This is a genomic window from Arachidicoccus terrestris, assembly GCF_020042345.1.
Lineage (GTDB): Bacteria > Bacteroidota > Bacteroidia > Chitinophagales > Chitinophagaceae > Arachidicoccus > Arachidicoccus terrestris.
On the sequence record NZ_CP083387.1, the window covers coordinates 543,032 to 569,010 of the forward strand.

The window sequence follows — 25,979 nt, forward strand, 5'->3', positions numbered from 1 at the left end:
AGGCCAACAATCCATTAACGCAAAACATGCCAATTCGTAACTCTACTGTTGATATGTTTTTACAATTTATAATTTATTATATTTGTCTCAAATTCGGACACATGGTGTACGGTTTTGAAACAAATGACCTATTCCGCTTATTATTCGTTCGCCTCAAGCCGGCCTTCTATAAAAGCCTATTTTGTATTCGTTTTCGCAAAACATAACGGACCTTTGAGGTCAATAAAATTAAAAGAACATGCAGTATCTGGTAAGAACAAAGACCAGGCTCCTATTAGCCATTTGCCTATTATGGGTAGGTAGCCTGCTTTATGGACAATCTACTACAAAGAAAAAGATTTTGTTTGTGGTTACCAGTCATGACCAGAAAGGGAACACCGGACAGAAAACAGGTTATTTTCTGTCAGAGGCGGCGCACCCATGGGCGGTATTGCATGACGCCGGATACGATATAGATTTCGTAAGCCCAAAAGGCGGTAATCCTCCCGTAGATGCTTTCGATCTAAAAGATTCCATCAATAAAAGATTTTGGCATAATCCGGCTGCCCACCAAAAACTCGCGCATTCACTGACGCCTGACCAAGTGCGGCCAGGCGATTATAGTGCCATCTTTTATGCCGGCGGGCATGGAGCCATGTGGGACTTCCCGGACAACAGCAAGTTAGCCCGGATCGCGGCAGAGATCTACGAAAATGGCGGCATTATAGCTGCTGTTTGCCACGGCCCTGCAGCCCTGATCAACATCAAATTATCCAATGGCCGGTACCTTATAGATGGAAAAAAGATCAGCGGATTTACCAATGCAGAAGAAAAGGCAAGGCATTTGGAAGCCGTAGTGCCTTTTTTGCTGGAAGACAAGCTCAAACAAAGAGGAGGTCTTTTTGAACTGTCTGGCCCGTTTAAACCGCATGTTGCTATTGACAACCGCTTAATCACGGGCCAGAACCCTGCATCTGCCACAGGCGTGGGGAAGGCACTCTTAAAAGCATTAAAACAACAATAGCCATAATTAAAGAAGGGAATAACCAGCTCACTTGTCTTCAACGTCAAAAAGCCGAAAATAAATTCTATGGAATCATATACCGTACCTCCCAGAACGAGAATAGGGCATGTCCATTTAAAAGTGTCCGACCTGGAAAAGGCTTTGTTTTTCTATCAAGAGTTACTGGGATTTGAGCTCACCCAGCGATATGGCACCCAGGCAGCGTTCCTTTCTGCAGGGGGCTATCATCATCACATTGGTCTTAATACCTGGGAGAGCTTGGGCGCTCCACCTGCACCACAATACGGGGTAGGTTTGTTTCATACAGCCATTGTGTACCCCGAACGTCGGGACCTCGCAAGCATTTATAGCCGCCTTATGGAGGCGAATTACCCGCTTACCGGTGCTGCTGACCATGGCGTTTCTGAAGCCTTATATTTGAATGATCCTGATGGAAACGGTGTAGAGCTATACTGGGATAAACCCAGGGAAGTATGGCCCGTAAAAGATGATGGGCGTATTAACATGTATACAAGACATCTGGATCTGGCAGATCTCTTAAATGAATTGAATGAATAAATTGATTTAAAATTCCTGAATGTCCACTGCCCTTGAACGGTCCTCAATATGGAAAACAACAGGAGGAACCGTATCATTTGTAATGGTCATCTTTACAGCATCCTCCTTTACCGAAAAGGCACTGTTTTGCCCCGGAATCGTACAAATATATTCCCCCTTCGGCAATTGAAACATGAAGCTTCCGGAAATATTGGAAAAGGTGGTATACATCCTTCCTGTATGTACTTCTTTAGCCATAACCTGAATCCCTTCTATATTGGCCCGTCTGCCAGTCAAAGCAGTTGTATCGGCCAGCAGCCTTCCTGTAACAATAATACCACGAATTAAGCCGATATACGTCCTCGCATTGCGTGTAAGGGCAATGCTCACTTCCTTATTCAAAGACCATCCCCTGCCATCTACAAGTTGAAGCTGGTATGTATCCTCAGGCAAATCAGTCAATACTGCCTTGCCGTTTACGGCACTTTTCACCTGAACATTTTTTATCTGAGCGATGACACCACTAATAGCTGACTCCTTTTTATCCCACCGGCCATTGGCATTAAGATCCTCAAAAAAATAAAGCTTCCAACTATGGCGACCCGGGCCATTCGTTCTCTGAAAAGTCTTCTGTACCCCGAAACTAAACTGAACAAAATCTTTATAGAGTTTATCTGAATAGGCATTTACATGAACATCTGCCCGGACCTGTATATCTCTTGTAATCTGATAGACTCCTGCCGCACTCAGATTATGGCTCCATTGCCTTTGAAATCCATTATAATTTAAATACTCTGATGCTTGCAATTTCATCTTATTACCTGCCGCCACCCAATTAACTGAGGGTCCAAAGGAATAATTCTGATAACCACTGTATTGCCAGGGAGCCGCTTCTTCCATAATGTATAAAGGACCGTTTTGCAGTACACCATTAAAAGAGAGTATACCGTAATTATAGCTACCCATCAGCCGCCATGATCCATAATGTTGACCATCCATATAGGGATTGTCAGTAGAGACCCAGCCCACATCCGAAGTAAGCGTCATTTGACTTTCAGTGCCTCGCTTTATCACTGTCAGCTCACCCCTGATCCCTCTGGAATTAAACCCAACCGGCTTTCCCATAAACTGCTGGTAAAGGCTCTGCTCCAGATAATAAGGCTTAAAATGCACGCTCCAGGATGAGCTATTTTTTGCGACAGCCCAACCATATTGTCTCCTGTCTGTCTCCGGACTGATATAGGCATAGTAGTTCCCCAAATAGGAAGGGGCACTCTTTTGCCGGTTATATTGCCAGCTTGTTAACCAGCCATTGCTTAAACTGAGGCTAAGAATTTCATTGAGTAGAACCGACCCGCGGCGAAGACCTCCATAATATGGCGTACTGGCATAATTATCCAGGGAAAGGTTCAGGCGATCCCAATTGCCATTATAATGTATTCCTGCAGACCAGCCATCTTTATGGTGGCTACTGCCTTTGGGTTGAAAGTACTCCCGGCTGGCACCTGCCTCAAGAGACAGATACTGATGTCTACCCGGTTTAAGATCCACCTGCCCACTGATAATATGTCGGGCAGTCATCGTTATGGGATCTTCTCCATGTATGTAATGCAATTCAAAGGGGCCCAAAAAGCCCTGCTTTTCCGGGACAGCCGACGCTGTTTTCGAGGAGTCAGAACGCCGTCTGGCAGGATCCCATTTATACTGAATGGCCATATCTTTCTCCTGAGGTAACTGCGAATAGAGGTCTGAATATATCAAATAGCTGCGTTTCACATAAAGTGCGGTCAGACTGCCAGGTCCACTCCAATCTACCGAGCCGCTGACACCCTGTCCATAGAGACCATAATCCATGTTCTCATTAATACTGCCGACTTTAAGATCAAATCCGGGCCTGGACCAATGCAGATAGCTGTCATATATCTCATTACCGGCTACCGGCTTTACATATCCATTATAGTTAAATCGGTAGGCTAAGTTATTATCGCTGAGAACGGGTGTGTTGCCCTCTGCCTGCAAGTGATTATAGGTATAGTTATTGCCAGACTGCGTATACGTATATGCCAGCTTATGCTCCATTAATCGGCTGTCCATATAGCCCGGATTGTCCCACCTTTTATTACTACCCAATTGAACAACTTTGATTCGCTGTAATCCCAGGGACCTTTTCTTCGGATCATTTTGATCAATGGCCTGGATATCCAGATAATAATCCGTAGCGGCCATATACTGCTGGCTGTTTTGAACTGTTAATTCAATGAGTTGCTGGCCACCCGGCGCTAATTGATGTATCTGTTGCTGATTCACCGGCAGTAAGCCTTGTGGAAAAGATATCACCTGAAAGGAGAATTGGGTGGATTGCATACCCGTATTTTTACAAAGTAGCTGTATCCTAAGTGTCTTATCGTTGGGGTCCATAAAATAGGTATGGCTATAGGCTGTCAGTTGAACTGCAGAAACTTCAGGAGAATGTAAGTAAAAACCCGCACTGAGACGTCCGGCCGAACTTTGATAAGTAATCCGGTAATGGTCTCCGATACTTCTATATAAACCCGGCTCTGCCAGAAGCTGAACGTAAAACGACATTTTTTGGCGGCTTTTTATCCTAACAACATCTGGTAAAGCAATCAATGCCAACGTATCCTTTTTCACCAAGGACAGTAGGATATCCCGATTCGTTTCATTTTCTATAACTAAGTGATTATCAAAAAGTTTACCACTACTAACCTCCACAGTGTCTTGCACAAAATAAGCCTTAACCCCGCTAATGGACTGCCCCAAAAGCGGTGTTTGTAAATAAAGTGATAACAAAACAAGCAGATACCACTTCTTTTTACCTAAAAAACTATATACAAAACGGGCGGTGCTGATGTTAAGTTATGGGTGTTTGATAGTAAATACAAACCCAAAGATAACGGGGGATTTTAATATCGCATGTATTTTCAAAGGATAATTTTTTAAAAGGCTCCTCGGCGCAATCCCCCACCAGGCTGAACTTTGAGCAAAATTGACCCAATTTGTCCATCAAGTAAATCAAATAAAAAATATTTTTTATTTTAATAGGATCATTCAATAAAAAAACGCCTTAATTATTTCATAATATAGATATGTGAATATGACTCACATATAACTCAAGGAAATACTATATAGATTTTAATCTACATATGACATTTTTACCAAAGTTCAAAATATTTTTTTGTAGTATTAATACTACATCTACCTTTACAGTTAAATTCAAAACCATTAAAACATGACATTAAAAAGCTTCTGCTTCAGATCAATGGCCATTTTAGGTCTGGCCGTGATGGTAAGCACCCAAACCCAGGCACAAACCACTGCCACAGCCAATGTAAATGTTACACTATCGCCACTTTTATCCATTAATGTAAATGATGCAAATGTTCCATTGGCATTGAATACATTAACTGATTATCAAAATGGTGTTTCCGTAGAAATGCCGGGGCAACTGACGGTTTCCAGCCTGCTACCTTATTCCATAACGGTAAAAGCTAACGGCGCAAGCTTTTCTGACGGTACTGCTACACCCAATACAATGGATGTTGATATTGTAACCGTAGGCATTACCAGTACTAATCTAGGGGTCACACCGGCCGCCGCGGCCCCCTTGTCCGCTACTACGGCTTATACATTGGCAACAGGGGCATTACCTGCTCTGGCCAAATCGCTGGATGTCACTTATAGCATTCCGGAAACCGTGTCCAATAGCGATAAAGTACTGGGCCATCCTTCAGGCACTTATACGCAGGTCATAACCTACACAATCGCCAATTAATGGTCCGGGCACTTGAATATTGAGTAATTAATCGTATATTCCATTTAAGACCGAAGCAGCTACGGCACTTCGGTCTTATTTTGATTAGAATAGCAATTGATTTTCACTATGAAAAACCCTATAAGAATTCTGCTTTTCTCTTGTTGTCTAATTTGCCTGCAGATGCTGTCCATACAGTATTTAAATGCACAAGGCATTTCAGTCTACCCTTCCAGATTATTTTTCCATGCTGCTCCCGGAAATTCAGAGATACAAACCATTCATGTTACTAATGAAGGGAAATCTGATTTATTATTGGAAGTATATCTAAAAGACTGGATCCGTGATTCGTTGGGTGAAAAAGTGTATTCACCCCCATCTACGTTGCCAAAGTCAAACGCTTCCTGGATCCGATATACGCCCAATCAGCTTTCTATTCCAGCCGGAACAACCAAAGAACTTTCCGTACGCCTTACGGTACCGGAACAGGGAGTCCCTTTTACCAACTCTATGTTATTTATGAGCCAGATCAATAAACAGGATACGGTTTTTAAACAAGATAGCCGGGGAAGAAACATCGGCTTTGTTTTTAGGGTTGAAATAGGTGTCCATATTTACAATTCAACGGCCGCAGCTAATTCTGTCAAAAAATTGAAGTTTATCAAGCTTGCGGAATTGCCGAAACCGGATAGCCTGCGCCGCTTTGAAGTGGAAATAAAGAATGAGGGCGAAGAGGCGACTGATGCAACACTGCGGTTTCAATTAACAGAAACAACCTCTGGACAAGCCCATCCACTGCCAGACAAACTGATTTCTATGTTGCCGGGAGCCAGCCAAATCATCAGATTCAATCTTCCTGACAAGCTTCCAAAAGGAAATTATCAGTTAATGGTATTGGCTGATGGCGGGGACAACAGCACTTTGCAAATCGCTAAAAAGCAGATTGTCTATGAGTAATTCGTATTATCATATCAAGTTTGGTTGGTGTAGACCCTTTTATTCTGTTCTTTTATTTTTTACTTGCATCGTCACATCTCAAACTGTAAAAGCACAAACAACGATCAACCTTAACGTAACACCTTCAAATATATCAGCTGTTCCATCCGTCACGGCCATTTCATTTAACGCGCCCAATTGTATCGCAGTATTAGCAGGTGCTATCAAAGCCAGGGCTACAGGTAATTTTACCACAACAACAATGCCCGCACCCAGTCCAGTACCACCACTTAACTCCATCCATATGGTAATCACAAAAGTGGGCGCCTCCGTTCTTTCTCTTAGTTCGGTAACCCCCATTGATCTGACAACTGCCCAGCAAACGATGTTCAGTAATTTATTATCCTTATTAAGCACCGGTGGGGCAGTCGAAATAGCGTACTCGATCATCAACAGACCTCCGACCTATTATGCCGGGACCTACACAACGCAATTAGAATTTCAGGCGACAGGACTCGTGCTATGTGTCCAGACAGTCAATGCAACCCTCAATCTAAACGTCCAGCCCTTCATTAATACAGTTCAATCTCAACCCATTACCCTGCAAATTAACAGCTTTCAGCAATTTCGATCCTCGGGTGCAACTGCCAGCCAATCCATCACCAATACCCGAACCGTCCCTGTGTCCATTGGACTAAGGGGGCAAGCTCAATTTGATTATACAGGCCCCGCTGGCATAAACAATCCCAATACATCTATCCAACAGGTACAGGCCAGACTAAATATGCCGGTCACCGGATCATATCAGACACTTTCCTCCAGTTATCAAAATCTTCCCGGCGCTACCAGTCTGGACGTTCCAGCCGGCAATCAGGGAACTATAAAAATTGACTATGCATTATCCCCTGCGGCATTAGTATCAGGATTTATGCAAGCAGGCACCTATAGCAATTCTATATATGGACAGTTCAGTGATTCCAGAGCCACGCCAAGCAATCCGGCGACTGCACTCAATACCCTGACCCCACTTACCGTAGAGGTAGCTGACCTCCAGGAAATGCATATCAACCAACCTGAAGTCAGTTTAAGTTTTAACCAGCTCTCAGACTACCAAAATGGGATATCAATAGATATTCCAGGCCACCTTACCATTAGCAAGACAAATCCATTCGACGTTTACGTAAAAGCGCAGAGCAGCAGTATGGCCAATGGCACATATTCCATTCCGGTAGACTGCCTGCAAATCGGACCGGGGGCAGGACAAGCATCGGTGCAAACAGTGACACTCTCCACGACCGGACAAAAACTTATTTCCGGCGAAGCACCTTGTCTGGATAAGAACTACAACATCCGTTACAGTATCCCCGCCGATAAAATACCCAGTCTGTTGGGCAAGCCGCCCGGCACTTACACAACTACGATTACCTACAGTTTCACCGCTCCCTGAGGCTCTCTGTCGAAATACCAAAAAAAAGCAGTAGAAATCTTCAGTCTGCTGGCTGAACACTTCTACCGCTTTTTTTTATGCTCTTTCCACCTAACCGCTCCGGCTTATCTTCTGGAATAGTTAGGGGCTTCTTTTGTAATATATACGTCGTGCGCATGGCTTTCACTCATACCCGCATTTGTAATCTGCACAAATGTCGCTTTTTGCAAAGCTGACAGATCCTTAGATCCGGTAAGTCCCATACCGGCTCTCAGTCCTCCGACATACTGAGCAACGATCTCATTCAGGTTGCCCTTAAACGCAACGCGGCCCTCAATGCCTTCCGGTACTAATTTCTTGGCATCTGCACCGCCGTCCTGGAAGTAACGGTCGGCACTACCTTGTTGCATGGCGCCAATGCTACCCATACCGCGATATTGCTTAAACTTGCGACCTTCATAGATAATCGTTTCTCCGGGGCTTTCTTCCACACCGGCAAAAACGCTGCCCATCATAACGGCCTGTGCACCTGCAGAAAGTGCTTTTACCATATCACCCGTATAACGGATGCCACCATCCGCAATAACAGGAATACCGCGCCGTTTCAAGGCTGCTGCGGCATCCATAATAGCAGAGAGCTGCGGTACACCTGCACCGGCTACGATGCGTGTTGTACAAATAGAGCCAGGTCCGATACCCACTTTCACAGCGTCAGCCCCGGCATCAGCCAGATCTTTGGCCCCTTCATAAGTAGCAATATTGCCGGCAATCACCTGCAAATTCTTAAAGTTCTTTTTAAGGCCTTTTAAAGCATTGATCACACCGGCACTGTGTCCGTGTGAGCTATCCAATGCAACAATATCGACACCGACCTGCTGCAAAGCATCAGCCCGGTCATGTAAGTCCTTGGTGATACCCAGCGCACCACCCACTAATAAACGGCCAAAACTATCCTTAACCGCATTGGGGAAGTTCTTTAACTGTAAAATGTCGCGATAGGTAATCAGACCCGTTAACTTACCCGATTTATTGACAACAGGCAATTTCTCGATCATATGTTGACGGAAAATCTTTTCTGCTTTTTTCAGGTCCGTGCCTTCAGGAGCTGTTACCAGGTTGTCCTTGGTCATGACATCCGCTACCCTCTGGCGCATATTGGTTTCAAAACGTAAATCACGGTTGGTCAGAATGCCTACCAGCTTTCCGACTTTATCGATAATGGGGATACCGCCGATTTTGTTCTCACGCATCAGCTGAAGTGCATCTCCGACAGTTGCATCGACCTGTAGGGTAATGGGATCAAAGATCAGCCCGCTTTCACTTCTTTTTACTTTTCTCACCTGCTCTGCCTGTTTTTCAATAGACATATTTTTATGCAAAATGCCTAATCCTCCTTCTCTTGCAAGCGCTATGGCCAGAGAAGCTTCGGTAACAGTATCCATCGCCGCAGAAAGCATCGGGATATTCAGTTGTATACTTTTTGTCAATTTTGTCTGGATATTCACCTGACCTGGCAATACTTCACTGAATGCCGGCTGCAAGAGCACGTCATCAAATGTAAGCCCGGTTCCGTAAAATCTTGACTTGGGGGAGGTTGATTTTGTAGAGGTATTCTTTGTTTCCATATGCAAAGATAGATTGGCCATTAATTATGGACAAATTTTTTTTGAATACTAACAATTCATAAAGATTCTTTTTCAGAATCGGCATAAAATTAGCAGGGAGATTGGCCAACCTATTTATCATCAGTAAACAAGACCCATATGTATCGTAAGATCAAACAGGCCTTAAAAGAACAAGAACACCTTCCACCTAAAGACATAAAAGGAGATTTGTATTGTAACCCGGGCGACGAAGTATTGCTATATTCTAAAAAAGGAACCTATTTAGTAACAGAAGTTACAGAATCTACATTTAGCGTCACCTGCCAACGCTGGCTCAATTCCAAAAACCAGAAAGACCGCAAAGAAGAACACCTTTGGTCCGACCTAAAGGAGGTAATTAATTAACACTTATTAACAAAAACAAGCTAAATAGGCATTCGTGCAATTCCGCTTATCATAATTTTAAATTTATATATTTCGCAATTAATATAATAAGGAGGCAAATTTTGTCTCCTTATTATATTTGAGCAGACGGCCATTTTTCTGTCTGCGGAGTAGTTTGTTTTTCTGCAAAAATGTTTTCAGTCCTTTTGCAGTGAGCGGCCGGCAGATCAATTTTTAGGGTTTACAAAATAGGCATGTTTTAACTGCACCATATTCAAAGCATTCGGCTTAAAGCCATGCAATTCAGGTTGCGTCAGCCAGATCACTTCATCATAATAAACAGGAATCACAGGTGTTTCATCCATGACCAGCTGATCCATCTTCCGGTATAAGCTGTAACGGATACTATCATTATTTTCAAGCAGAGACGCATTATAGAGTTTGTCAAAAGTTTTATCATTAAAACGCGTATAGTTAGGCGGGGCCGGATTCTTCGAGTTAAAGACAGCCATATAGTTTTCAGGGTCAGGATAGTCGGCTATCCATGTGCCGATAAAAAAAACAGCTTCTGATTTTGCGGTCTGTTGCAATATCATACTCTTTTGAGAAACTTCCACCTGGATCCGGATGCCGACACTCTCTGCCTGGCGGGCGATGAAGCTGGCGATATCCGCATTCTCAGGAGCCGTAGACAAAATCACCGTCGGCAGTCCCTTCCCGCCGGGATATCCGGCCTCTTTGAGCAGTGTCAGAGATTTTTCAGGATCATACCGAAAGCCTTTCACACGCTGCGCGTTCTTTGAGGGCATCCCCGCCGGCACAAATCCACCCGTGGCCGGCAGGCCGATAGAATTGCGCAGATACATCATCAATTGTTTTTTAGGAATGCTATAGGCAATGGCCTGACGGATCCTTTTATCTTTCAAAGGGCTGTTTTTCACCAGTGGGTTCTCCGGATCCATGAGTATACCTAAATATTCCACATTGAGGTAAGGATGTTTCTGCATATGAATAACACCTTGCCATTTAGCACGCAGCGCCCCGCTTTTACTGATCACTTCATCTTTAAAGGAAGGATCAATATCATTAATAAAGCTGAGCTTATGTTGCCGGAACTTCAGAAACTCTGTTGCTTTGTTACTATTAAATCCGATACTGACTGCATCCAGATAAGGTAGTTTTTTTCCTGCGCTATCTTTTTCCCAATAAGCAGGATTCTTGCGAAGGACCAAATTTTGCCCCTCATCCCAGTACTGCAACTGAAAAGGGCCAGTCCCGCAAGGATGCCGGCCAAAGTCCTTACCGTATTTTTCTACTGCTTCGGGAGCGACAATGGACGTATAGTCCATGCTCAGAATATTTAAAATCGGATGAAATGGCCGGATCAGTTTCAATTCAAATGTACTGTCATTAATGGCCTTAAACCCTCCGGCTGCGATACGGCCATTAAATATCCAGGCACCGGTACTGGCAGTTTTGCTGTCCGTGATCCGGTTCAGGCTATATGCCACATCAGAGGCTGTCATTTTTCTGCCCTTACCTCCGGCGAAAGCGGGATCATCCTGAAAATAAACATCCTGCCTTAAATGAAATGTGTAGGTCAGATTATCCTGACTGATATCCCAGGACAAAGCCAAAGAAGGCTGCACATTCAAATTACTATCTAAAACCACCAATGTATTAAATATCTGGTGAATAGGCCACATCACCGACTGAGACTTGGCAAAAGCAGGGTCCAGGGTCGCTATACCTCTGGCCTCGTTGTAGTAAAAAACCTGCAGATCGCCGGACTTTCTATGACCACAAGCCATGAAAACAGCCATACAGCCAGATAATAGCCAATATTTTAGATAAAATTGCATAGTCAAATATCCAAAACATTGTAGATTTACCACATGAAAAAGCTATTTATTTTGCTAATGGCTGCCGGCGCGCTGGCTGGTCAGGCGCAGGCACAACTTATGGATGGGGAACCCGGGACCTTTACCCATCAGGATACCCTAAGAGGCAGTGACGGACCAGCCCGCAGCTGGTGGGACGTTACACGTTACGACATTACCTTTCAACCTAACTATATTGCAAAAACGATCCAGGGATATACCAAGATCAGTTTTAAGGTTAAGGATACCACCCATCCGGATACCATGCAGATAGACCTGATGGCACCTTTGCAGATAGATAGCATTGTTCTGTCCGACGGCAGTCGGGTAAGCGGTATCAGAAATGACGGTAACGCCCATATGGTTCCGGTTCCAAAATGGAACGCGGGCGATAATAACAGCCTGACGGTATACTATCATGGTCAGCCAAGGGAAGCCGTAAAACCACCCTGGGACGGAGGGTTTATCTGGGCCAAGGATTCGCTGGGCAGACCCTGGATGACAGTGGCCTGTCAGGGACTCGGCGCCTCTGTCTGGTATCCTTGTAAAGATTATCAGGGTGACGAGCCGGATAACGGTGCAAGCCTTACCTCTATTGTACCGGATACGTTACTGGCCATTGGCAATGGTCATTTAATTGCAAAAACCAGATACCCCAACCACCTGACCGGCTATACCTGGCAGGTTAAAAACCCGATTAATAATTACAACATCATTCCCTACATCGGTAAGTATACTTTCTTTGACTCGACCTTTCAGGGAGAGAAAGGGAAATTACCCGTGAGCTTCTGGGCATTGGATTATGATATTGAAAAAATGCGCAGCCACTGTGAGCCCGATGTCTTTAAAATGCTGAAAGCTTTCGAATATTGGTTTGGCCCCTACCCCTTTTATGAAGATGGCTACAAACTCGTGCAGGCCCCTCATCTGGGCATGGAACACCAAAGTGCCATCGCTTATGGGAATCACTTTTTAATGGGCTATAAAGGCAGGGATCTTTCCGGTACAGGCATCGGATTAAAGTTCGACTTTATAGTGGTCCATGAGAGCGGCCATGAATGGTTTGGTAATAATATCACCTCAAAAGACATTGCCGATATGTGGGTCCATGAGAGCTTCACCAATTACAGCGAGTCCTTATTCACTGAATATTACTGGGGGAAGGCCGAAGGCCAGCAGTACGAATATGGCATCCGGGAAAATATCACCAACGACAAGCCTATCCAGGGTAAATATGGCGTCAACCAGGAAGGCAGCGGTGACATGTACTACAAGGGATCCAATATGATTAATAACATAAGGGGTGCCATTAATAACGACACCTTATTCAGGGAGATCCTGCGTGGTCTGAATAAGACCTTTTATCATCAGACTGTTACAGGTAAACAGATAGAACAGTACATCAATGAAAAATCTGGAATTAATTTTGACAAAGTATATGAACAATATCTGACAACCACACAGATCCCGATCCTGGAACTAAAATTTGCCAAGGATAACAAAAGCGTAGAATATCGCTATACCAATTGTGTAAAAGGTTTTGATATGCCAATGGTGCTAAAAGGAGGAGGAGCTCAGCTTAGTCTTCATCCAACAACTGAGTGGCAGCGGAGGCAACTGCCCGACGCTAATTCAGCCAACTTATTTAACCCTATCGCGATAGAATACCAATATTACCTGAACTGTAAGGAAATTCACTAGAGACAGTTAGCCCATCTCATGTAAGAGATCCTGTCTAACATCAATAATAAGCCGCCCATGGTCTTGAGTGCCATGGGCGGCTTATTATTGGAAAAAACACCTGAGATCAACTATCTTCAGGTCATTTCATTTTATCCTTAAACACTTTCTCAAATTTTTCCAGCTTAGGTTTGATCACATACTGACAATACATTTGTCTTGGGTTGTTATTGTAGTAGTTCTGATGATAGTTTTCTGCAGAATAAAAATTCTTATAGGGTTCAACAGAAGTAACGACCGGATTAGGCCAGGCACCGCTGGCATTGAGTTCTTTTTTATATGCCTCCGCTTTTTGTTTTTGCTCTGCATTATGATAGAAGATAACGCTTCTGTACTGCGGTCCTACATCATTGCCCTGCCTATTAAGTGTGGTGGGATCATGTGTCTCCCAGAATACCTTCAACAGTTCATCAAAGGAAAGCACTGTAGGATCATATAAGACCTGACAGACCTCCGCATACCCCGTGGTCCCGTTACAAACTTCTTCATAGGTCGGGTTCGGCTTCTCTCCGCCGCTGTATCCGCTGATGACTTTCGCAACACCTTTCAGTCGCTGAAATATTGCCTCTGTACACCAAAAACAACCTGTTCCAAGTGTAGCTGTATCTACATTCTCCATTTCAAAATCTTTGTCCGCAAATTGGTCGTCCATATTTCTTTGATGATTTTTTTGTTCTACACAAGAAGCTAGTAGCGCAAAACAAAATACTGACCCCAATAATAGTTTCTTACCACTCATTATCCACCTTTTTTTAAATGCCAGGCCATGCAAACTACTAAAGAAAAATATTCTATCAAAGAATTTTAACTATTTAAACACAGCCTTAACCATCCTTTCTTTACCTTGCAAATCCTTTCTAACTTCAATTTCACTAAACCGAAGCGCCTTTAACATTTGAAGGATCTCAGTGACAAATAACGGATTGATCTCAAAAAAAAGGCATCCGCCGGGCCGCAGTTTAGTACTGGCCAACGCACTGATCTGTCTGTAAAAAACTGTCGCCTCATCAGTTTGATTGGGAAAAAGAGCTAAATGCGGTTCATAGTCCAGCACATGAGCGTCCATTTCTTCCTTTTCCCTTCGGTCAATATAAGGAGGATTGCTGACGATATAGTCCACTTCCGGCAACAGCTCTTTAGCGACCTCGCTTAGAATATCTATTTTGTTAAAGCGAACATCCAGCCCCAGAAGCCGCGCATTATGCCTGGCCACCCCTAGCGCACCGTCAGAGATATCACACCCCATCACATGGAAGGAAGGCATGTTATTTTTAAGCGCCAGTGGTATGCAGCCGCTCCCCGTACCGATATCGATTAAATATTTTCCTGCCAAAGCCTGTTGTTGCCCTGTATTTATGGTTTCGCTGACCCAGCTGACCAGCTCTTCTGTTTCGGGGCGGGGAATCAGCACCTGATTATTGACCTTTAATTTCAGGCCGGCAAAATAGGCATAACCCAGCACGTAGTGCAACGGCATTTTTTGCAGGAGATATTTATTGGAACACTGAAGCCGGGTCAGCTGCCTGTCCGTCAGAAGGTCCTGGTCATGCAAAATCCGGTCCACCCGGCTAAACCCCGTTAGATCCTCTATAAGCAAATCCGTTATAGCACTCGCTTCCCGGTTATCATAGTAGCTTAATAATGAGGATTTTGTCTTTAACTCTGCTTCCCTGATGGTCATGAATTAATACGTCTGTTTTACACTGAATACACTTTGTACATCCAAAGCCCGAAATTAGTGATTTTAAACTGATATTCTGCTCCATTATCAACATGCCGTCCGCAATCTCCAACATAAAAAAGCTGCACACCGAGCGTCGATGTGCAGCTGAAATTCATAAAACGCCTCAGTGATTTGCCGGGAGATAATAATTTGTTGTCATAGGACAATAGATGCCCCACGTAATAACACTCAATAGTCCGTTCACAAAGGTCTGTTGCTTTTCAACGACGTAACTGTCCTGGTTTTGCACATAGTCCTTATCTACGACCTCTGTGTGTCCACCTGGCGCCAGTCCCCATAAAAAGAAGTTGTTTGTCACGTGATTCACTTTGGAGATAGGGTCAGTCGGCTTAACACTTCCCACATAAGTCCGGGTGGTATAGCAGGATGTGAAAATTAAAGAAGCGCCGATTACACAAGCCAGTTGCTGTAAGTTTTTTCTCATTTGTTTTGTTTTTAATTTTGAATAGCAGTTACGACTTTTAAAACCATTGCTGTGTAAAACCAGTTTGCATAGCACGAGGTATTGGAGATGGGCAGCCACATTTTCACTCGCAATAGTCAGTTTATGTTTTGGTTCCGCAGTTAAATGGTTCTCAAGTGTATAATTGCGAATCAAAAGTAGGGTATCAAAAAGAAACTTTCAAGAAAATCTTTAGAAGCAAGATTTCCTAACAGCTCTCAATGTCACATCCGGAAAAACCTGCCCGATCATACAAAAACAACCCCCGATAATCGGGGTTGTTTTTGCCTTTAAAGAGGTCTCGAGCGGATTCGAACCGCTGTAGGAGCTTTTGCAGAGCTCTGCCTAGCCACTCGGCCACAAGACCTTATCTCTTACAGAGGGTTGCAAAAATAATCAATTCCTCCATAATACAAAATTCTTCTTCGGAATTATTTCTGCACTCCCGGATTCCCTGCAAAAGTACTAACTTCCCACCTGAATCCGGAAAAAACGAATGAATATCCACTTTCTGCAGAAAAGTGGTGAAAATAAAGCCCTCTGGTGCCGCCTTTTATATATTCATCGTCCTTACACCTATTAAATAACGATTAATTTTGCATTATGGCGAATACTATTGCTGAGAGCGAACTCATCATTAATGATCGTGGTGCGATCTATCACCTGAACCTGCGCCCTGAGGAACTGGCTCCTACGATCATTACAGTTGGCGATCCCGACAGAGTCCAGGAGGTCAGTAAATATTTTGACCAGGTTGAGTTCAAAACCAGACACCGGGAATTCGTAACCCATACCGGTTTTCTGGGCAGTAAAAGAATATCCGTCGTTTCTACCGGTATCGGGCCGGATAATATTGATATCGTATTCAATGAGCTGGATGCACTGGTAAATATCGATTTTAATACACGTACCATCAAGCCCGGTCTTACGTCGCTCAATATCGTCCGCATCGGTACCTGCGGCGCCCTCCAGGAAGAGTTCGTTGTAGATTCCATGGTGGTTTCCTCACATGGCGTGGGCATCGATAATCTGATGAACTATTATCAGCATGACAATACGGAACAGGAGAACGAACTGCTACAGCAATTTATCCAGCACACCAGGATAGATCAGCACTTTTCCAGGCCCTATTTGCATAGTGCCGGCAGTTCACTCAGAATGCATTTTGTGGACGGTTTTCATCACGGAATGACCGTTACTTGTCCGGGATTTTATGGTCCTCAGGGCAGGGTACTTCGTTTGGGTTTACATTATCCTAATTTTATCGATTTATTGACTTCGTTTTCCTATGGTTCACATAAAATTGCTAATTTTGAGATGGAAACAAGTGCCATTTACGGTTTAGGGAGTGCATTAGGACATCAATGTCTGAGTATCAGTGCAGTCGTTGCCAATCGGATCAGCCGGACCTTTTCTCCTGACGGGAAAAAGGCGGTTGAAGGAACCATTTGCAAAGCACTGAATGTACTGAGCGGAATTTAACAGATTAAACTTAACAAGGCACATTAATAATTAATACGAGGCATGCAGGAAATACAATTTTATAAGTATCAGGGGACAGGTAACGATTTTGTGATGATTGATGGCATAGAAAAGCCGGTTGATCTTACCCTGGATGAAGTTAGAAGATTATGCAGTAAAGGATTTGGCGTAGCGACAGATGGGTTGATTATCTTAAGAAAAGCCGAAGGACTGGATTTTGAGATGGATTATTATAACGCTGATGGCACTCAGAGTATGTGTGGCAATGGCGGCCGTTGCGCGGTAAAATTCGCAAAACAACTGGGTATATTGGTTCCGACTTATCATTTTAAAGCCATTGACGGACTACACGAAGCGACTATTGAGGAAAACGGATGGGTGAACCTTAAAATGAAAGACGTCAGTCAGATAAAAAACTACGGTTCTGATTCTATTTTAAATACAGGGAGCCCCCATTATATTGTGATGACCGATCATGTCAAGGACTTAAATGTTGTTGAGGAAGGTCGCAAAATCCGCTATAGTGATGGCTTCAAAGAAGAGGGGATCAATGTCAATTTTGTAGAAACGATCAACGACACCAGTATATTTGTACGTACCTATGAAAGGGGTGTAGAGAACGAAACACTAAGCTGTGGTACCGGTGTCACCGCGGCCAGTATTGTAGCTGCCCATAATGACAGAGGATTTAACCGCATTGAGGTCGAAACGCTAGGTGGTAAACTGGCAGTGGAATTTGACCGTACCAGCGAGGAGCATTTTGAAAACATTTTACTCTGCGGTCCGGCTGAGCGCGTATTTTCAGGTCAAATAGAACTGCCATCCTAAGTAAGCAGTACGAACACCTTTGTTTATTACCGATTAACCGATATTACACTATACAATTAAAACGATTCAATTACATGAAAAAACCATTGATGGTTTTAACCCTGGCATTTGCCTGCACGGCGATGTCCTGCGGCAACTTAAATCAAATCGCATCTTCCCTTCCGGGCGTCGGCACAACAACCGGCAATACCCAAAACACCGCAATCAAAGATCTGCTGACCAACAGCGTTTTGGCAGGCATCGGCAATCTGGGAAGCAATGGCGGATTTTTGAACAATTCACTTTATAAAATCCTGTTGCCGCCGGAAGCGCAAAAAGTAGCCGGTACCTTGACCACGCTCGGGCTTGGAAGTATAGTCAATAAAGCCGTAACCCAGATCAATCACTCGGCAGAAGGGGCAGTAACCTTGGCTAAGCCCATTTTTATCAATGCCATTAAATCGATGTCTATCAGTGATGCTGCAGGGCTGATCACCGGCGGTGACGGCTCCATTACCAATTATTTTAAGACAAAGACAACCAGTCAGTTGATGACGGCTTTCACACCGGTGATCGAAAAATCACTGAAAGAAAATGACGCCACCAAATATTACGGCCAGATCGCCGACACCTATAATAAGGTTCCGCTGGTTAAAAACAAACTGAATCCGGATTTAAGCAATTACGTAGCCGGTAAAGCCATTGATGCCATGTTCTCTCAAATGCTGACCGCTGAAAAAGACATCCGTCATAACCCGGCCAAGCAAACGACAGCCGCGTTGAAGGCAATTTTTGGCAGCAAATAAATATTATTCCCCATATACGACCCGTAAAGATTGCGGGTCGTATATGGATCTGCCGGATTCTTTTGATTTGATTGAATCACAGGTTCGGGATAGCTAAATCGACAAACAATTTATGTATAGGAAATATTATTTATTATACCTCGTTACCGTCATTTCTTTGATTGTCGTGCTCCTCAACGTCAAAAAAGGCGGTACGGCCCTTGCATTATCTGTTACCGGCTTTAGCGGCCTTTTGTGTCTTTTAGTAGCCTTTGTAAGGCGATCCGGTAAATAACTACAACCAGCCTGGGGCGATCCTTTTATGGGGATCAATATGCGGTGATGGCAGATCACCTGCCATGCGCCACCCCCCGTTTCGATCAATCTGCAGCCCGCATCTGTCATATTATTAACAATTGGTATATTATATAAGAATAACAAAACGATTGCGGCTTCTATCTGTTCAATTTAACGGCGGGCCCTTTAAAATTCCCTTAAAAATTACGTTATACAAAGTTAATTGCTTGTAAAGCTGTGTAGAACGACACGGAATCTAAACTTATTACCTTCCAAATACTATATTTGCAAAATGGAATTGAGCAAAAATTTTAATGCCGCTGAATCAGCCAGCAAATGGACTTCCCTCTGGAAGGAAAGGAAATATTTTAACAGCCAACCGGACGCAAGGACTCCTTTTACGGTGGTGATCCCTCCCCCAAATGTTACGGGTGTTCTCCATATGGGTCATACACTGAATGAAACCGTCCAGGACATCCTGGTGCGCCGTGCCCGCATGCAGGGTAAAAACGCCTGTTGGGTGCCGGGCAGTGACCATGCCTCTATTGCCACTGAATCTAAAGTAGTGGCTATGCTCAAAGAAAAGGGGATTGACAAGAACGCCCTCACCAGAGCGGAGTTCCTGGAATATGCCTTCCAATGGAAGGAAAAATATGGTGGGATCATTTACCAGCAAATTGAAAAACTGGGGTGCAGCGTTGACTGGGAGCGGGTCTCCTTTACGATGGACGATCATTATTATGAAGCCGTCATCAAGGTATTTGTGGATCTGCATAAAAAAGGCCTCATCTACCGGGGGGCCCGAATGATCAACTGGGATCCTGCCGCCCAGACGGCGCTCAGCGATGAAGAGGTTGAATATAAAGACATACAGGGTAAACTCTATTATGTCCGCTACCAAGCCGAAGATAACCCGGCTGATTACATTACAGTAGCCACTTCCCGTCCCGAAACGATCATGGGTGACGTGGCGATCTGTGTTCATCCCGAGGACAGCAGGTATCAGCATCTAAAAGGCAAAAAGGTCATTGTTCCTTTAGTCAACAGGGCGGTACCGGTTATTTTTGATACATATATCGATAGAAGTTTTGGTACCGGAGCGCTAAAAGTCACACCGGCACATGATATCAATGACTACAATATCGGCATGAAGCATAACCTGGAGGTCATTGATACGCTCAATCCCGACGGTACGCTCAGTGAAGCTGCGCAGATCTTTGTCGGACTGGACCGCTTTGTCGCCCGCGAAAAGGTCGTACAACAACTGGCAGAAAACGGTCTACTGATCAAAGAAGAAGTCTATGAAACCCGCCTGGGTTATTCACAGCGTTCCGGCGCCGTTGTTGAGCCAAGAATTTCCACACAGTGGTTCGTGAAAATGGAAGCCCTGGCAGCACCCGCTTTAAAAGCGGTGACCGATGGTGATATCAAAATACATCCCGGCAACCGCTTTATGGCCACCTATCGTCACTGGCTGGAAAACGTCAAGGACTGGTGTATCAGCCGTCAGTTATGGTGGGGACAGCAGATACCCGCCTGGTATGGTCCTGAGGGTTCTCTTGAAGTAGCCGCTACCGCTGAACAGGCACTGGCGCAATTTAAAGCTAAGTTTCCTGATATTCAGCGGGAAGATATTCGCCGTGACGAGGACGTCCTGGATACCTGGTTTTCTTCCTGGCTATGGCCGATGGAGGTATTCAAGGGTATTACCCAGCCGGAGAATGCTGAATTCAAGTACTATTATCCGACATCTGTGCTGGTGACCGGTCAGGATATCATTTTCTTCTGGGTGGCCCGCATGATCATGGCCGGCCTGGAATATGAAAAGGAAATTCCTTTTAAAGACGTTTATTTTACCGGCATGGTAAGAGATAAGCTCGGGCGCAAAATGTCAAAGTCATTGGGCAATTCACCTGATCTAATCGGCCTCATCGACCAGTACGGCGCCGATGCGGTTCGCTTCGGTATTATGATCTCCTCTCCTGCCGGCAACGACCTGCTTTTTGATGAAAGCTCTTTGGAACAAGGCAGCCATTTCAATAATAAGCTCTGGAATGCCCTGAAGCTGGTTAAGATGTGGGAACATACGGAAGCCACCGAAGTAGATGAGGCGCCAACTGATTTTGCCTGCAAGTGGTTCGAGTCCCGTCTGCAGCAGGTCAAATCAGAAATTGAACAGTTGCATGAACAGTTCAGGCTCAGTGAAGGCCTGAAAACACTCTATTCCCTGATCTGGGATGATTTCTGCTCCTGGTATCTGGAATGGGTGAAACCCGCCTATGGCAAAGCTATCCAGCCCGCTACATTACAACAAACCATAGCGTTCTTTGAGCAGCTCCTGCAACTCCTTCACCCATATATGCCGTTTATAACAGAAGAGATCTATCATATATTGGGCGACCGGAAAGAGGCTTTATGTGTAAGCGAACTGACCGCAGCCGGCAACTTCGATGACGGTCTGCTGACACAGGGAGATCTCTTAAAAAATGTCATCACGCAAATCCGTGACGCCAGAGGCAAAAACAACCTGAAGCCCAAGGAAACAATCCGACTGTTTATTGAGACAGCTGATACCGGTAAATATGCCCCTCTGCAGGCGATCCTGCAAAAACAAGTTAATGCCGAACAGGTGCAATTTACTGGCCAGCCCATTTCCGGTACAGTAGTCATTACTTTGCAACAGGATAAGTATTATCTGGAACTCAATCAGCAAATTGATGTCGAGGCACAGAAAAAGGAATTGCAGACACAGCTTAAATATCAGCATGATTTCCTGGAATCGGTTCGCAAGAAGCTGAGCAATGAAAGATTCGTACAGAACGCCAAGCCGGAAATTGTCGATAAGGAACGTAAGAAAGAAGCCGATACACTGGCCCGCATTCAGACGCTGGAAGAAAGTCTGACGGTGTTAGGCTAACAGTAAGACACTGATATCTTCAGTAGTAAAAATATCAAACAGACAACTGATACAATTGCTATATCAGTTGTCTGTTTGCATTCACAACAATGGGTTTATGACAAGAATAAACATACAGGCTGCAACAAACAAAGACATTCCCAGTATCCAGCATATTGTGGCGATTTCCTGGCCCGCTACTTATGGCAAGATATTGTCCGCCGCGCAACTGACCTATATGATCGACCTGTTTTATAGTGACAAGGCTTTGACCGAGCAAATGGACAATGGGCACAAATTTTTCATTCTGTGGGAAGATCAGACGGCCATGGGGTTTATAGATATTGAAAAATACAGTGACATCGCCTGCAAGCTCCATAAAATATATTTACTGCCCGCATGCCAAGGCAGGGGCTACGGCAAGGAACTGATGGATTTTGCGACCGGTCAAGGACGAAAAATGGGTGGCAGGCTTTTAAAACTCAATGTCAACCGTCATAATAAAGCCCTGGGCTTTTATAAGCGCATGGGCTTTACAATTGACGAAACAGTAGATAACCCCATCGGGCAAGGTTACTATATGAATGATTATGTAATGATCAAATCCCTGGAGGATTAGGCCATTACGGGTTTATGCCCAATAGTTCTACATCGAAAATTAAGGTGCTGTTAGGTCCGATGACAGCGGAAACGGCTCTTTCTCCGTAAGCGAGATCCGCTGGAATAAAGAAGCGAAATTTACTTCCTACTGGCATCAGTTGTAATCCTTCTGTCCAGCCTTTAATGACCCTGTTTAGCGGAAAGGTTGCCGGCTGCCCTCTTTCAACGGAGCTGTCAAAGACAGTTCCGTCAATAACTGTTCCGTGATAATGACAAGTCACCTGATCAGCAGCAGAAGGCTTTTCTCCTTCTCCCATTGTCAACACCTGATATTGCAAGCCGCTTTCCAGGCTAATCACCCCTTCTTTTTTTGCGTTTTCTGCCAGGAACTCCTGCCCCGCCTGTAGATTTTCGGCTGCTTTTTTTTGATTGCGCTGAAATAACATATCTGCGATACCCATAGAAATAAAAATGATTTTTAGTTTGAGAAATTAGGCTACAAAAATAGACGATTCTACGTGAAATAGGCGAAAAAATGAGCCTTGGCCCGGATATCCACAGGCGCTAAAGTTCCGTGGGTATAAAAAAGCGCCGAACGGACAACATAATTTTAGCAAAATTGCCTACATTCGATACTTAATTTTTTGCTATGCGCAGGTACAACTCTACATTTTCTACGCCTCTTTATTTATTAGCTGCAGGAATGCTGGTTTTTGGGCCCCTGAAAGCCCAGAAATATGATGCTCACGCGGCATTCGCTCCAAATTTGTATACACAATCGGGTAATGAATTCAGAAGCGGTAACGGTGACCCCGGTCCCAAATACTGGCAGAACAGAGCCGATTATCAGATTAAGGCATCTTTTGACAGCAGTTCCCATGTATTAAAAGGTGTAGCTGAAATAGACTACACGAATAATAGCGGTGACAATCTTCCTTATATATGGCTGGAACTGGATCAGAATACCGAGAAACCAGATGCGCTGTCCAATATCCTGAACCCTTCCAAGAAAGAACTGGCACCTGATCTGGGCTTCCACTTTACCAAAGTACAGATTGGAGCCCGCGGTAACTGGCAGGATGTAAAATATCATGTGGAAGGTACGCGCATGCAACTTATTTTGCCTCAGGTCCTGAAAGGTGCCGGCGCCAAGTTGCAGATCAGGCTGGATTACTCCTTCGAATTGCAATCATCTTCCGCCGGAGACCGGGCTGGCTATATGGCTACTCCAGAAGGAACCATTTTTGAATTCGGCTATTGGTTTCCCCGCGTCTGTGTCTATGATGATCAAAGAGGATGGAATACGCTGCCTTTTATCGGCGGTGGAGAGTTCTATTTTGAATATGGCGATATGGATTATACCATCACGGCCCCTTCAGGGATGTTAGCCGTAGGTGCCGGTGCATTAATGAATGCAGGTGAAGCGCTGGACACTAAACTGTATGACAGGCTTCAAAAAGCAAAGACCTCTGATAAGACAGTTATCATCAGAACAAAAGAAGATGTCAAAAACGGTGTAGCCACCAAACAAAAAAATGGCACCACCACCTGGCATTTTCAGATGAAAAACACACGTGACGTAGCGTTTGCCTTATCTACAGCATTTATTTGGGATGGCGCAAAGATTAATCTGCCCAGTGGCAAAACCAGTTTTGCCCAGTCCGTATACCCGATCAGCAGTGCCCGGTCTGACAGTAGCTGGGTCCGCGCCACCGAATTTCTTAAAGCATCTGTAGAAGATTTTTCAACCCGCTGGTTTGAATATCCATACCCCGAGGCGACCAATGTCGCCGGCCCGATTGGCGGAATGGAATATCCGGGGCTTACCTTCGACCATCACAGTGTCAGTGGAAAGGTGCTGTTTATGTTAGTCTCCCATGAAATCGGTCACACCTGGTTCCCCATGATCGTGGGTTCAGATGAAAGGCGGGTACCCTTTATGGATGAAGGCTTCAATACCTTTATCGATATCTATGCGCAGCAGTATTTTAATAAGGGAGAATTTGCACCGAAAAGAGATGGAGAATATGCACCCGGCGGAGGGAATCCTGCAGATGAGATCGTTCCTGTCATCAAAGAAGTGCAAAACGGGCCGACACTCATGACACCTCCGGACTGGCAAGATTATAAATTTGTGCATCCCATGAGCTATTTCAAAACAGCTTTCGGTCTGGTGCTCTTAAGAGAAGTTATACTCGGGCCTGAGCGTTTTGATTACGCGTTCAGACATTATACAGCTAAATGGGCTTATAAACATCCAATGCCCACGGACTTTTTCAGAAGTATGGAAAATGGTGCCGGAGAAGATCTGGGCTGGTTCTGGAGAGGCTGGTTCTATAATAACTGGCAATTAGACCAGGCCGTCACCAAAGTGGATTACGTAGATGATGACCCTACCAAAGGTGCACTTATCACCATTAAAAATAAAGAACAATTACCCATGCCGGTAACGGTGACCATCCAGCAAAGCAAAGGCGCCGCAATTGATGTGCAACTGCCTGTAGAGATATGGCAAAGGGGTGACAGTTGGACCTTCAAGGTGAATTCAACTTCCAAACTGAAGCGCGTGCAGTTAGATCCAAAAGCCGTTCTACCTGACCTAGATCGCAGCAACAACCGTTGGGAACCATAAAATCTCTAATTTGGGCACTTTTTAACCAATTTATTCGTGTATATTTGAAAGTCGGCAGATTTTTTGCTGATGAAAAAGTCAAATTGACGGGGGTTACTATCATTTATTGGAGCAGTAGGAAATATTATCAGAATAATTCATACTCCGCAAGTAACCTGCAAGTCACGTTCATTAATAAAGTGCAATGAAATAAGTCAGGCCTGGTTTCTTATTTTGGTTTTTAGCCGGCTAATTTCCGTATAGACGATACAATCAAGTTTATTTGAAAGGATGAAAACCAGACATTCACGCTCCTTTTCACTACCGGTTTACCTGTTACTGGCAATAGGTAGTGTTTCTATCTTCTCCTGCAGCAGTGTACGTAAAACAAGTACCTCTGCTGCCAAAACCACCCAAAGCGGGCCGCGGTTTCTGGATGACATCCGTGTCAATCCTGGCGACCGGATATCTTCCAGGAACAAGAGTTACGGATATACAGAAAAGGTACCTGAAGACAAGGAACCTGCGGAGGAACCCGGCGCGAACCTAACCCTTAATGAAGCGACCCTTGTCCGTAAATATGCTGACATATTAGGCGTTGACGATAAAAAGGTAAATAATATTGATCTTATTGAAGAGATCGACGATTGGTACGGCACACCCTATAGATATGGCGGCAGCTCAAAAAACGGAATAGATTGCTCTGCGTTTTCCAGGACCCTCTTTAATGATGTATTCAATGCGGCTATTCCCCGTACCGCACAGGAACAGTATGATTATTGTGACCATATTAAAAAAAGCCAGTTAAAGCAAGGTGATTTAGTCTTTTTTCATACCACCGGAGGCGGTAGAATTACCCATGTAGGCGTTTATCTGCAAAATGGCAAGTTTGTACACGCATCTACCAGTTCCGGTGTGATGATCAGCGACCTTGATGACTACTATTGGCGCCGCGTCTACAGGGCAGCAGGCAGACTACCGAAAGCCGAGCTGACTAAAAATTAATTCAATTAGAGCTGCCGACAGCACACTT

Annotated in this window: 22 protein-coding genes and 1 tRNA gene; 14 read left to right on the forward strand and 9 right to left on the reverse strand. The window is 44.4% G+C overall.

Going from position 1 to position 25,979, the window contains the following annotated elements:
• Window positions 1-238: 238 nt before the first annotated feature.
• Together K9M52_RS02100 and K9M52_RS02105 are read left to right on the forward strand one after the other, a co-directional pair.
• Window positions 239-1,003, forward strand: a complete 765-nt coding sequence (locus K9M52_RS02100) for a type 1 glutamine amidotransferase domain-containing protein (RefSeq protein WP_224070419.1) — start codon at window positions 239-241, stop codon at window positions 1,001-1,003.
• Between the two features lie 66 nt (window positions 1,004-1,069).
• Entirely contained in the window at window positions 1,070-1,561 is a 492-nt protein-coding gene (locus tag K9M52_RS02105; protein ID WP_224070420.1) for a VOC family protein, read from the forward strand.
• Window positions 1,562-1,567: 6 nt separating this feature from the next.
• Here K9M52_RS02105 and K9M52_RS02110 read toward each other — a convergent pair whose 3' ends face one another.
• Complete coding sequence (locus tag K9M52_RS02110) at window positions 1,568-4,126, reverse strand: hypothetical protein (protein WP_224070421.1); 2,559 nt, start codon at window positions 4,124-4,126, stop codon at window positions 1,568-1,570.
• Window positions 4,127-4,790: 664 nt separating this feature from the next.
• On the opposite strand from K9M52_RS02110, the gene K9M52_RS02115 reads away from it, so the two are divergent.
• The gene (locus K9M52_RS02115) at window positions 4,791-5,333 is read left to right on the forward strand and encodes a hypothetical protein (RefSeq protein ID WP_224070422.1); all 543 of its coding nucleotides are present in this window, start codon (window positions 4,791-4,793) and stop codon (window positions 5,331-5,333) included.
• 162 nt (window positions 5,334-5,495) lie between these two features.
• On the forward strand, window positions 5,496-6,269 hold the full coding sequence (locus K9M52_RS02120) for a fimbrial biogenesis chaperone (protein ID WP_224070423.1): 774 nt from the start codon (window positions 5,496-5,498) through the stop codon (window positions 6,267-6,269).
• Between the two features lie 78 nt (window positions 6,270-6,347).
• Here K9M52_RS02120 and K9M52_RS02125 read toward each other — a convergent pair whose 3' ends face one another.
• On the reverse strand, window positions 6,348-6,548 hold the full coding sequence (locus K9M52_RS02125; RefSeq protein WP_224070424.1) for a hypothetical protein: 201 nt from the start codon (window positions 6,546-6,548) through the stop codon (window positions 6,348-6,350).
• 4 nt (window positions 6,549-6,552) lie between these two features.
• On the opposite strand from K9M52_RS02125, the gene K9M52_RS02130 reads away from it, so the two are divergent.
• Window positions 6,553-7,695 carry a hypothetical protein gene (locus K9M52_RS02130; RefSeq protein ID WP_224070425.1) on the forward strand — a complete coding sequence of 381 codons (1,143 nt, stop codon included), beginning with the start codon at window positions 6,553-6,555 and terminating at the stop codon, window positions 7,693-7,695.
• A gap of 104 nt (window positions 7,696-7,799) precedes the next feature.
• Here the strand turns inward: K9M52_RS02130 and guaB are convergent, their stop codons facing one another.
• Complete coding sequence (guaB, locus tag K9M52_RS02135; protein WP_224070426.1) at window positions 7,800-9,299, reverse strand: IMP dehydrogenase; 1,500 nt, start codon at window positions 9,297-9,299, stop codon at window positions 7,800-7,802.
• A gap of 138 nt (window positions 9,300-9,437) precedes the next feature.
• Between guaB and K9M52_RS02140 the strand changes: the two genes are divergently transcribed.
• Entirely contained in the window at window positions 9,438-9,683 is a 246-nt protein-coding gene (locus K9M52_RS02140) for a hypothetical protein (RefSeq protein WP_224070427.1), read from the forward strand.
• Between the two features lie 206 nt (window positions 9,684-9,889).
• Here the strand turns inward: K9M52_RS02140 and K9M52_RS02145 are convergent, their stop codons facing one another.
• Window positions 9,890-11,485, reverse strand: a complete 1,596-nt coding sequence (locus tag K9M52_RS02145) for an ABC transporter substrate-binding protein (RefSeq protein ID WP_224070428.1) — start codon at window positions 11,483-11,485, stop codon at window positions 9,890-9,892.
• A gap of 72 nt (window positions 11,486-11,557) precedes the next feature.
• Here K9M52_RS02145 and K9M52_RS02150 point away from each other — a divergent pair, with 72 nt between their 5' ends.
• Entirely contained in the window at window positions 11,558-13,243 is a 1,686-nt protein-coding gene (locus K9M52_RS02150; RefSeq protein WP_224070429.1) for a M1 family metallopeptidase, read from the forward strand.
• 121 nt (window positions 13,244-13,364) lie between these two features.
• On the opposite strand, the gene msrA is transcribed toward K9M52_RS02150, so the two are convergent.
• The 4 genes from msrA to K9M52_RS02170 all read right to left on the reverse strand — a co-directional run bounded on the left by msrA (window position 13,365) and on the right by K9M52_RS02170 (window position 15,835).
• Window positions 13,365-13,934 (reverse strand): peptide-methionine (S)-S-oxide reductase MsrA, encoded by a 570-nt coding sequence (msrA, locus tag K9M52_RS02155; RefSeq protein ID WP_224070430.1) that lies wholly within the window; start codon window positions 13,932-13,934, stop codon window positions 13,365-13,367.
• Window positions 13,935-14,090: 156 nt separating this feature from the next.
• Entirely contained in the window at window positions 14,091-14,963 is an 873-nt protein-coding gene (gene prmC / locus K9M52_RS02160; RefSeq protein ID WP_224070431.1) for a peptide chain release factor N(5)-glutamine methyltransferase, read from the reverse strand.
• 166 nt (window positions 14,964-15,129) lie between these two features.
• Complete coding sequence (locus K9M52_RS02165) at window positions 15,130-15,450, reverse strand: Bor family protein (protein ID WP_224070432.1); 321 nt, start codon at window positions 15,448-15,450, stop codon at window positions 15,130-15,132.
• A 314-nt stretch (window positions 15,451-15,764) separates the two neighbouring features.
• Window positions 15,765-15,835, reverse strand: a tRNA-Cys gene (locus K9M52_RS02170).
• Window positions 15,836-16,071: 236 nt separating this feature from the next.
• Here K9M52_RS02170 and K9M52_RS02175 point away from each other — a divergent pair.
• The 5 genes from K9M52_RS02175 (at window position 16,072) to K9M52_RS02195 (ending at window position 22,354) form a co-directional block, all read left to right on the forward strand.
• A complete protein-coding gene (locus K9M52_RS02175; protein WP_224070433.1) occupies window positions 16,072-16,950 on the forward strand; it encodes a nucleoside phosphorylase in 879 nt (292 codons plus the stop codon).
• 42 nt (window positions 16,951-16,992) lie between these two features.
• Entirely contained in the window at window positions 16,993-17,778 is a 786-nt protein-coding gene (gene dapF / locus K9M52_RS02180) for a diaminopimelate epimerase (protein ID WP_224070434.1), read from the forward strand.
• A gap of 74 nt (window positions 17,779-17,852) precedes the next feature.
• Window positions 17,853-18,563: a DUF4197 domain-containing protein gene (locus K9M52_RS02185; RefSeq protein ID WP_224070435.1), complete on the forward strand. Its 711-nt coding sequence runs from the start codon at window positions 17,853-17,855 to the stop codon at window positions 18,561-18,563.
• A 568-nt stretch (window positions 18,564-19,131) separates the two neighbouring features.
• A complete protein-coding gene (locus tag K9M52_RS02190) occupies window positions 19,132-21,756 on the forward strand; it encodes a valine--tRNA ligase (RefSeq protein ID WP_224070436.1) in 2,625 nt (874 codons plus the stop codon).
• 97 nt (window positions 21,757-21,853) lie between these two features.
• The gene (locus K9M52_RS02195) at window positions 21,854-22,354 is read left to right on the forward strand and encodes a GNAT family N-acetyltransferase (protein WP_224070437.1); all 501 of its coding nucleotides are present in this window, start codon (window positions 21,854-21,856) and stop codon (window positions 22,352-22,354) included.
• A gap of 4 nt (window positions 22,355-22,358) precedes the next feature.
• On the opposite strand, the gene K9M52_RS02200 is transcribed toward K9M52_RS02195, so the two are convergent.
• Entirely contained in the window at window positions 22,359-22,796 is a 438-nt protein-coding gene (locus K9M52_RS02200; protein WP_394369835.1) for an FKBP-type peptidyl-prolyl cis-trans isomerase, read from the reverse strand.
• Window positions 22,797-22,984: 188 nt separating this feature from the next.
• Between K9M52_RS02200 and K9M52_RS02205 the strand changes: the two genes are divergently transcribed.
• The gene (locus tag K9M52_RS02205; RefSeq protein WP_224070438.1) at window positions 22,985-24,967 is read left to right on the forward strand and encodes a M1 family metallopeptidase; all 1,983 of its coding nucleotides are present in this window, start codon (window positions 22,985-22,987) and stop codon (window positions 24,965-24,967) included.
• 270 nt (window positions 24,968-25,237) lie between these two features.
• Window positions 25,238-25,951: a C40 family peptidase gene (locus K9M52_RS02210; RefSeq protein WP_224070439.1), complete on the forward strand. Its 714-nt coding sequence runs from the start codon at window positions 25,238-25,240 to the stop codon at window positions 25,949-25,951.
• Window positions 25,952-25,979: the final 28 nt, after the last annotated feature.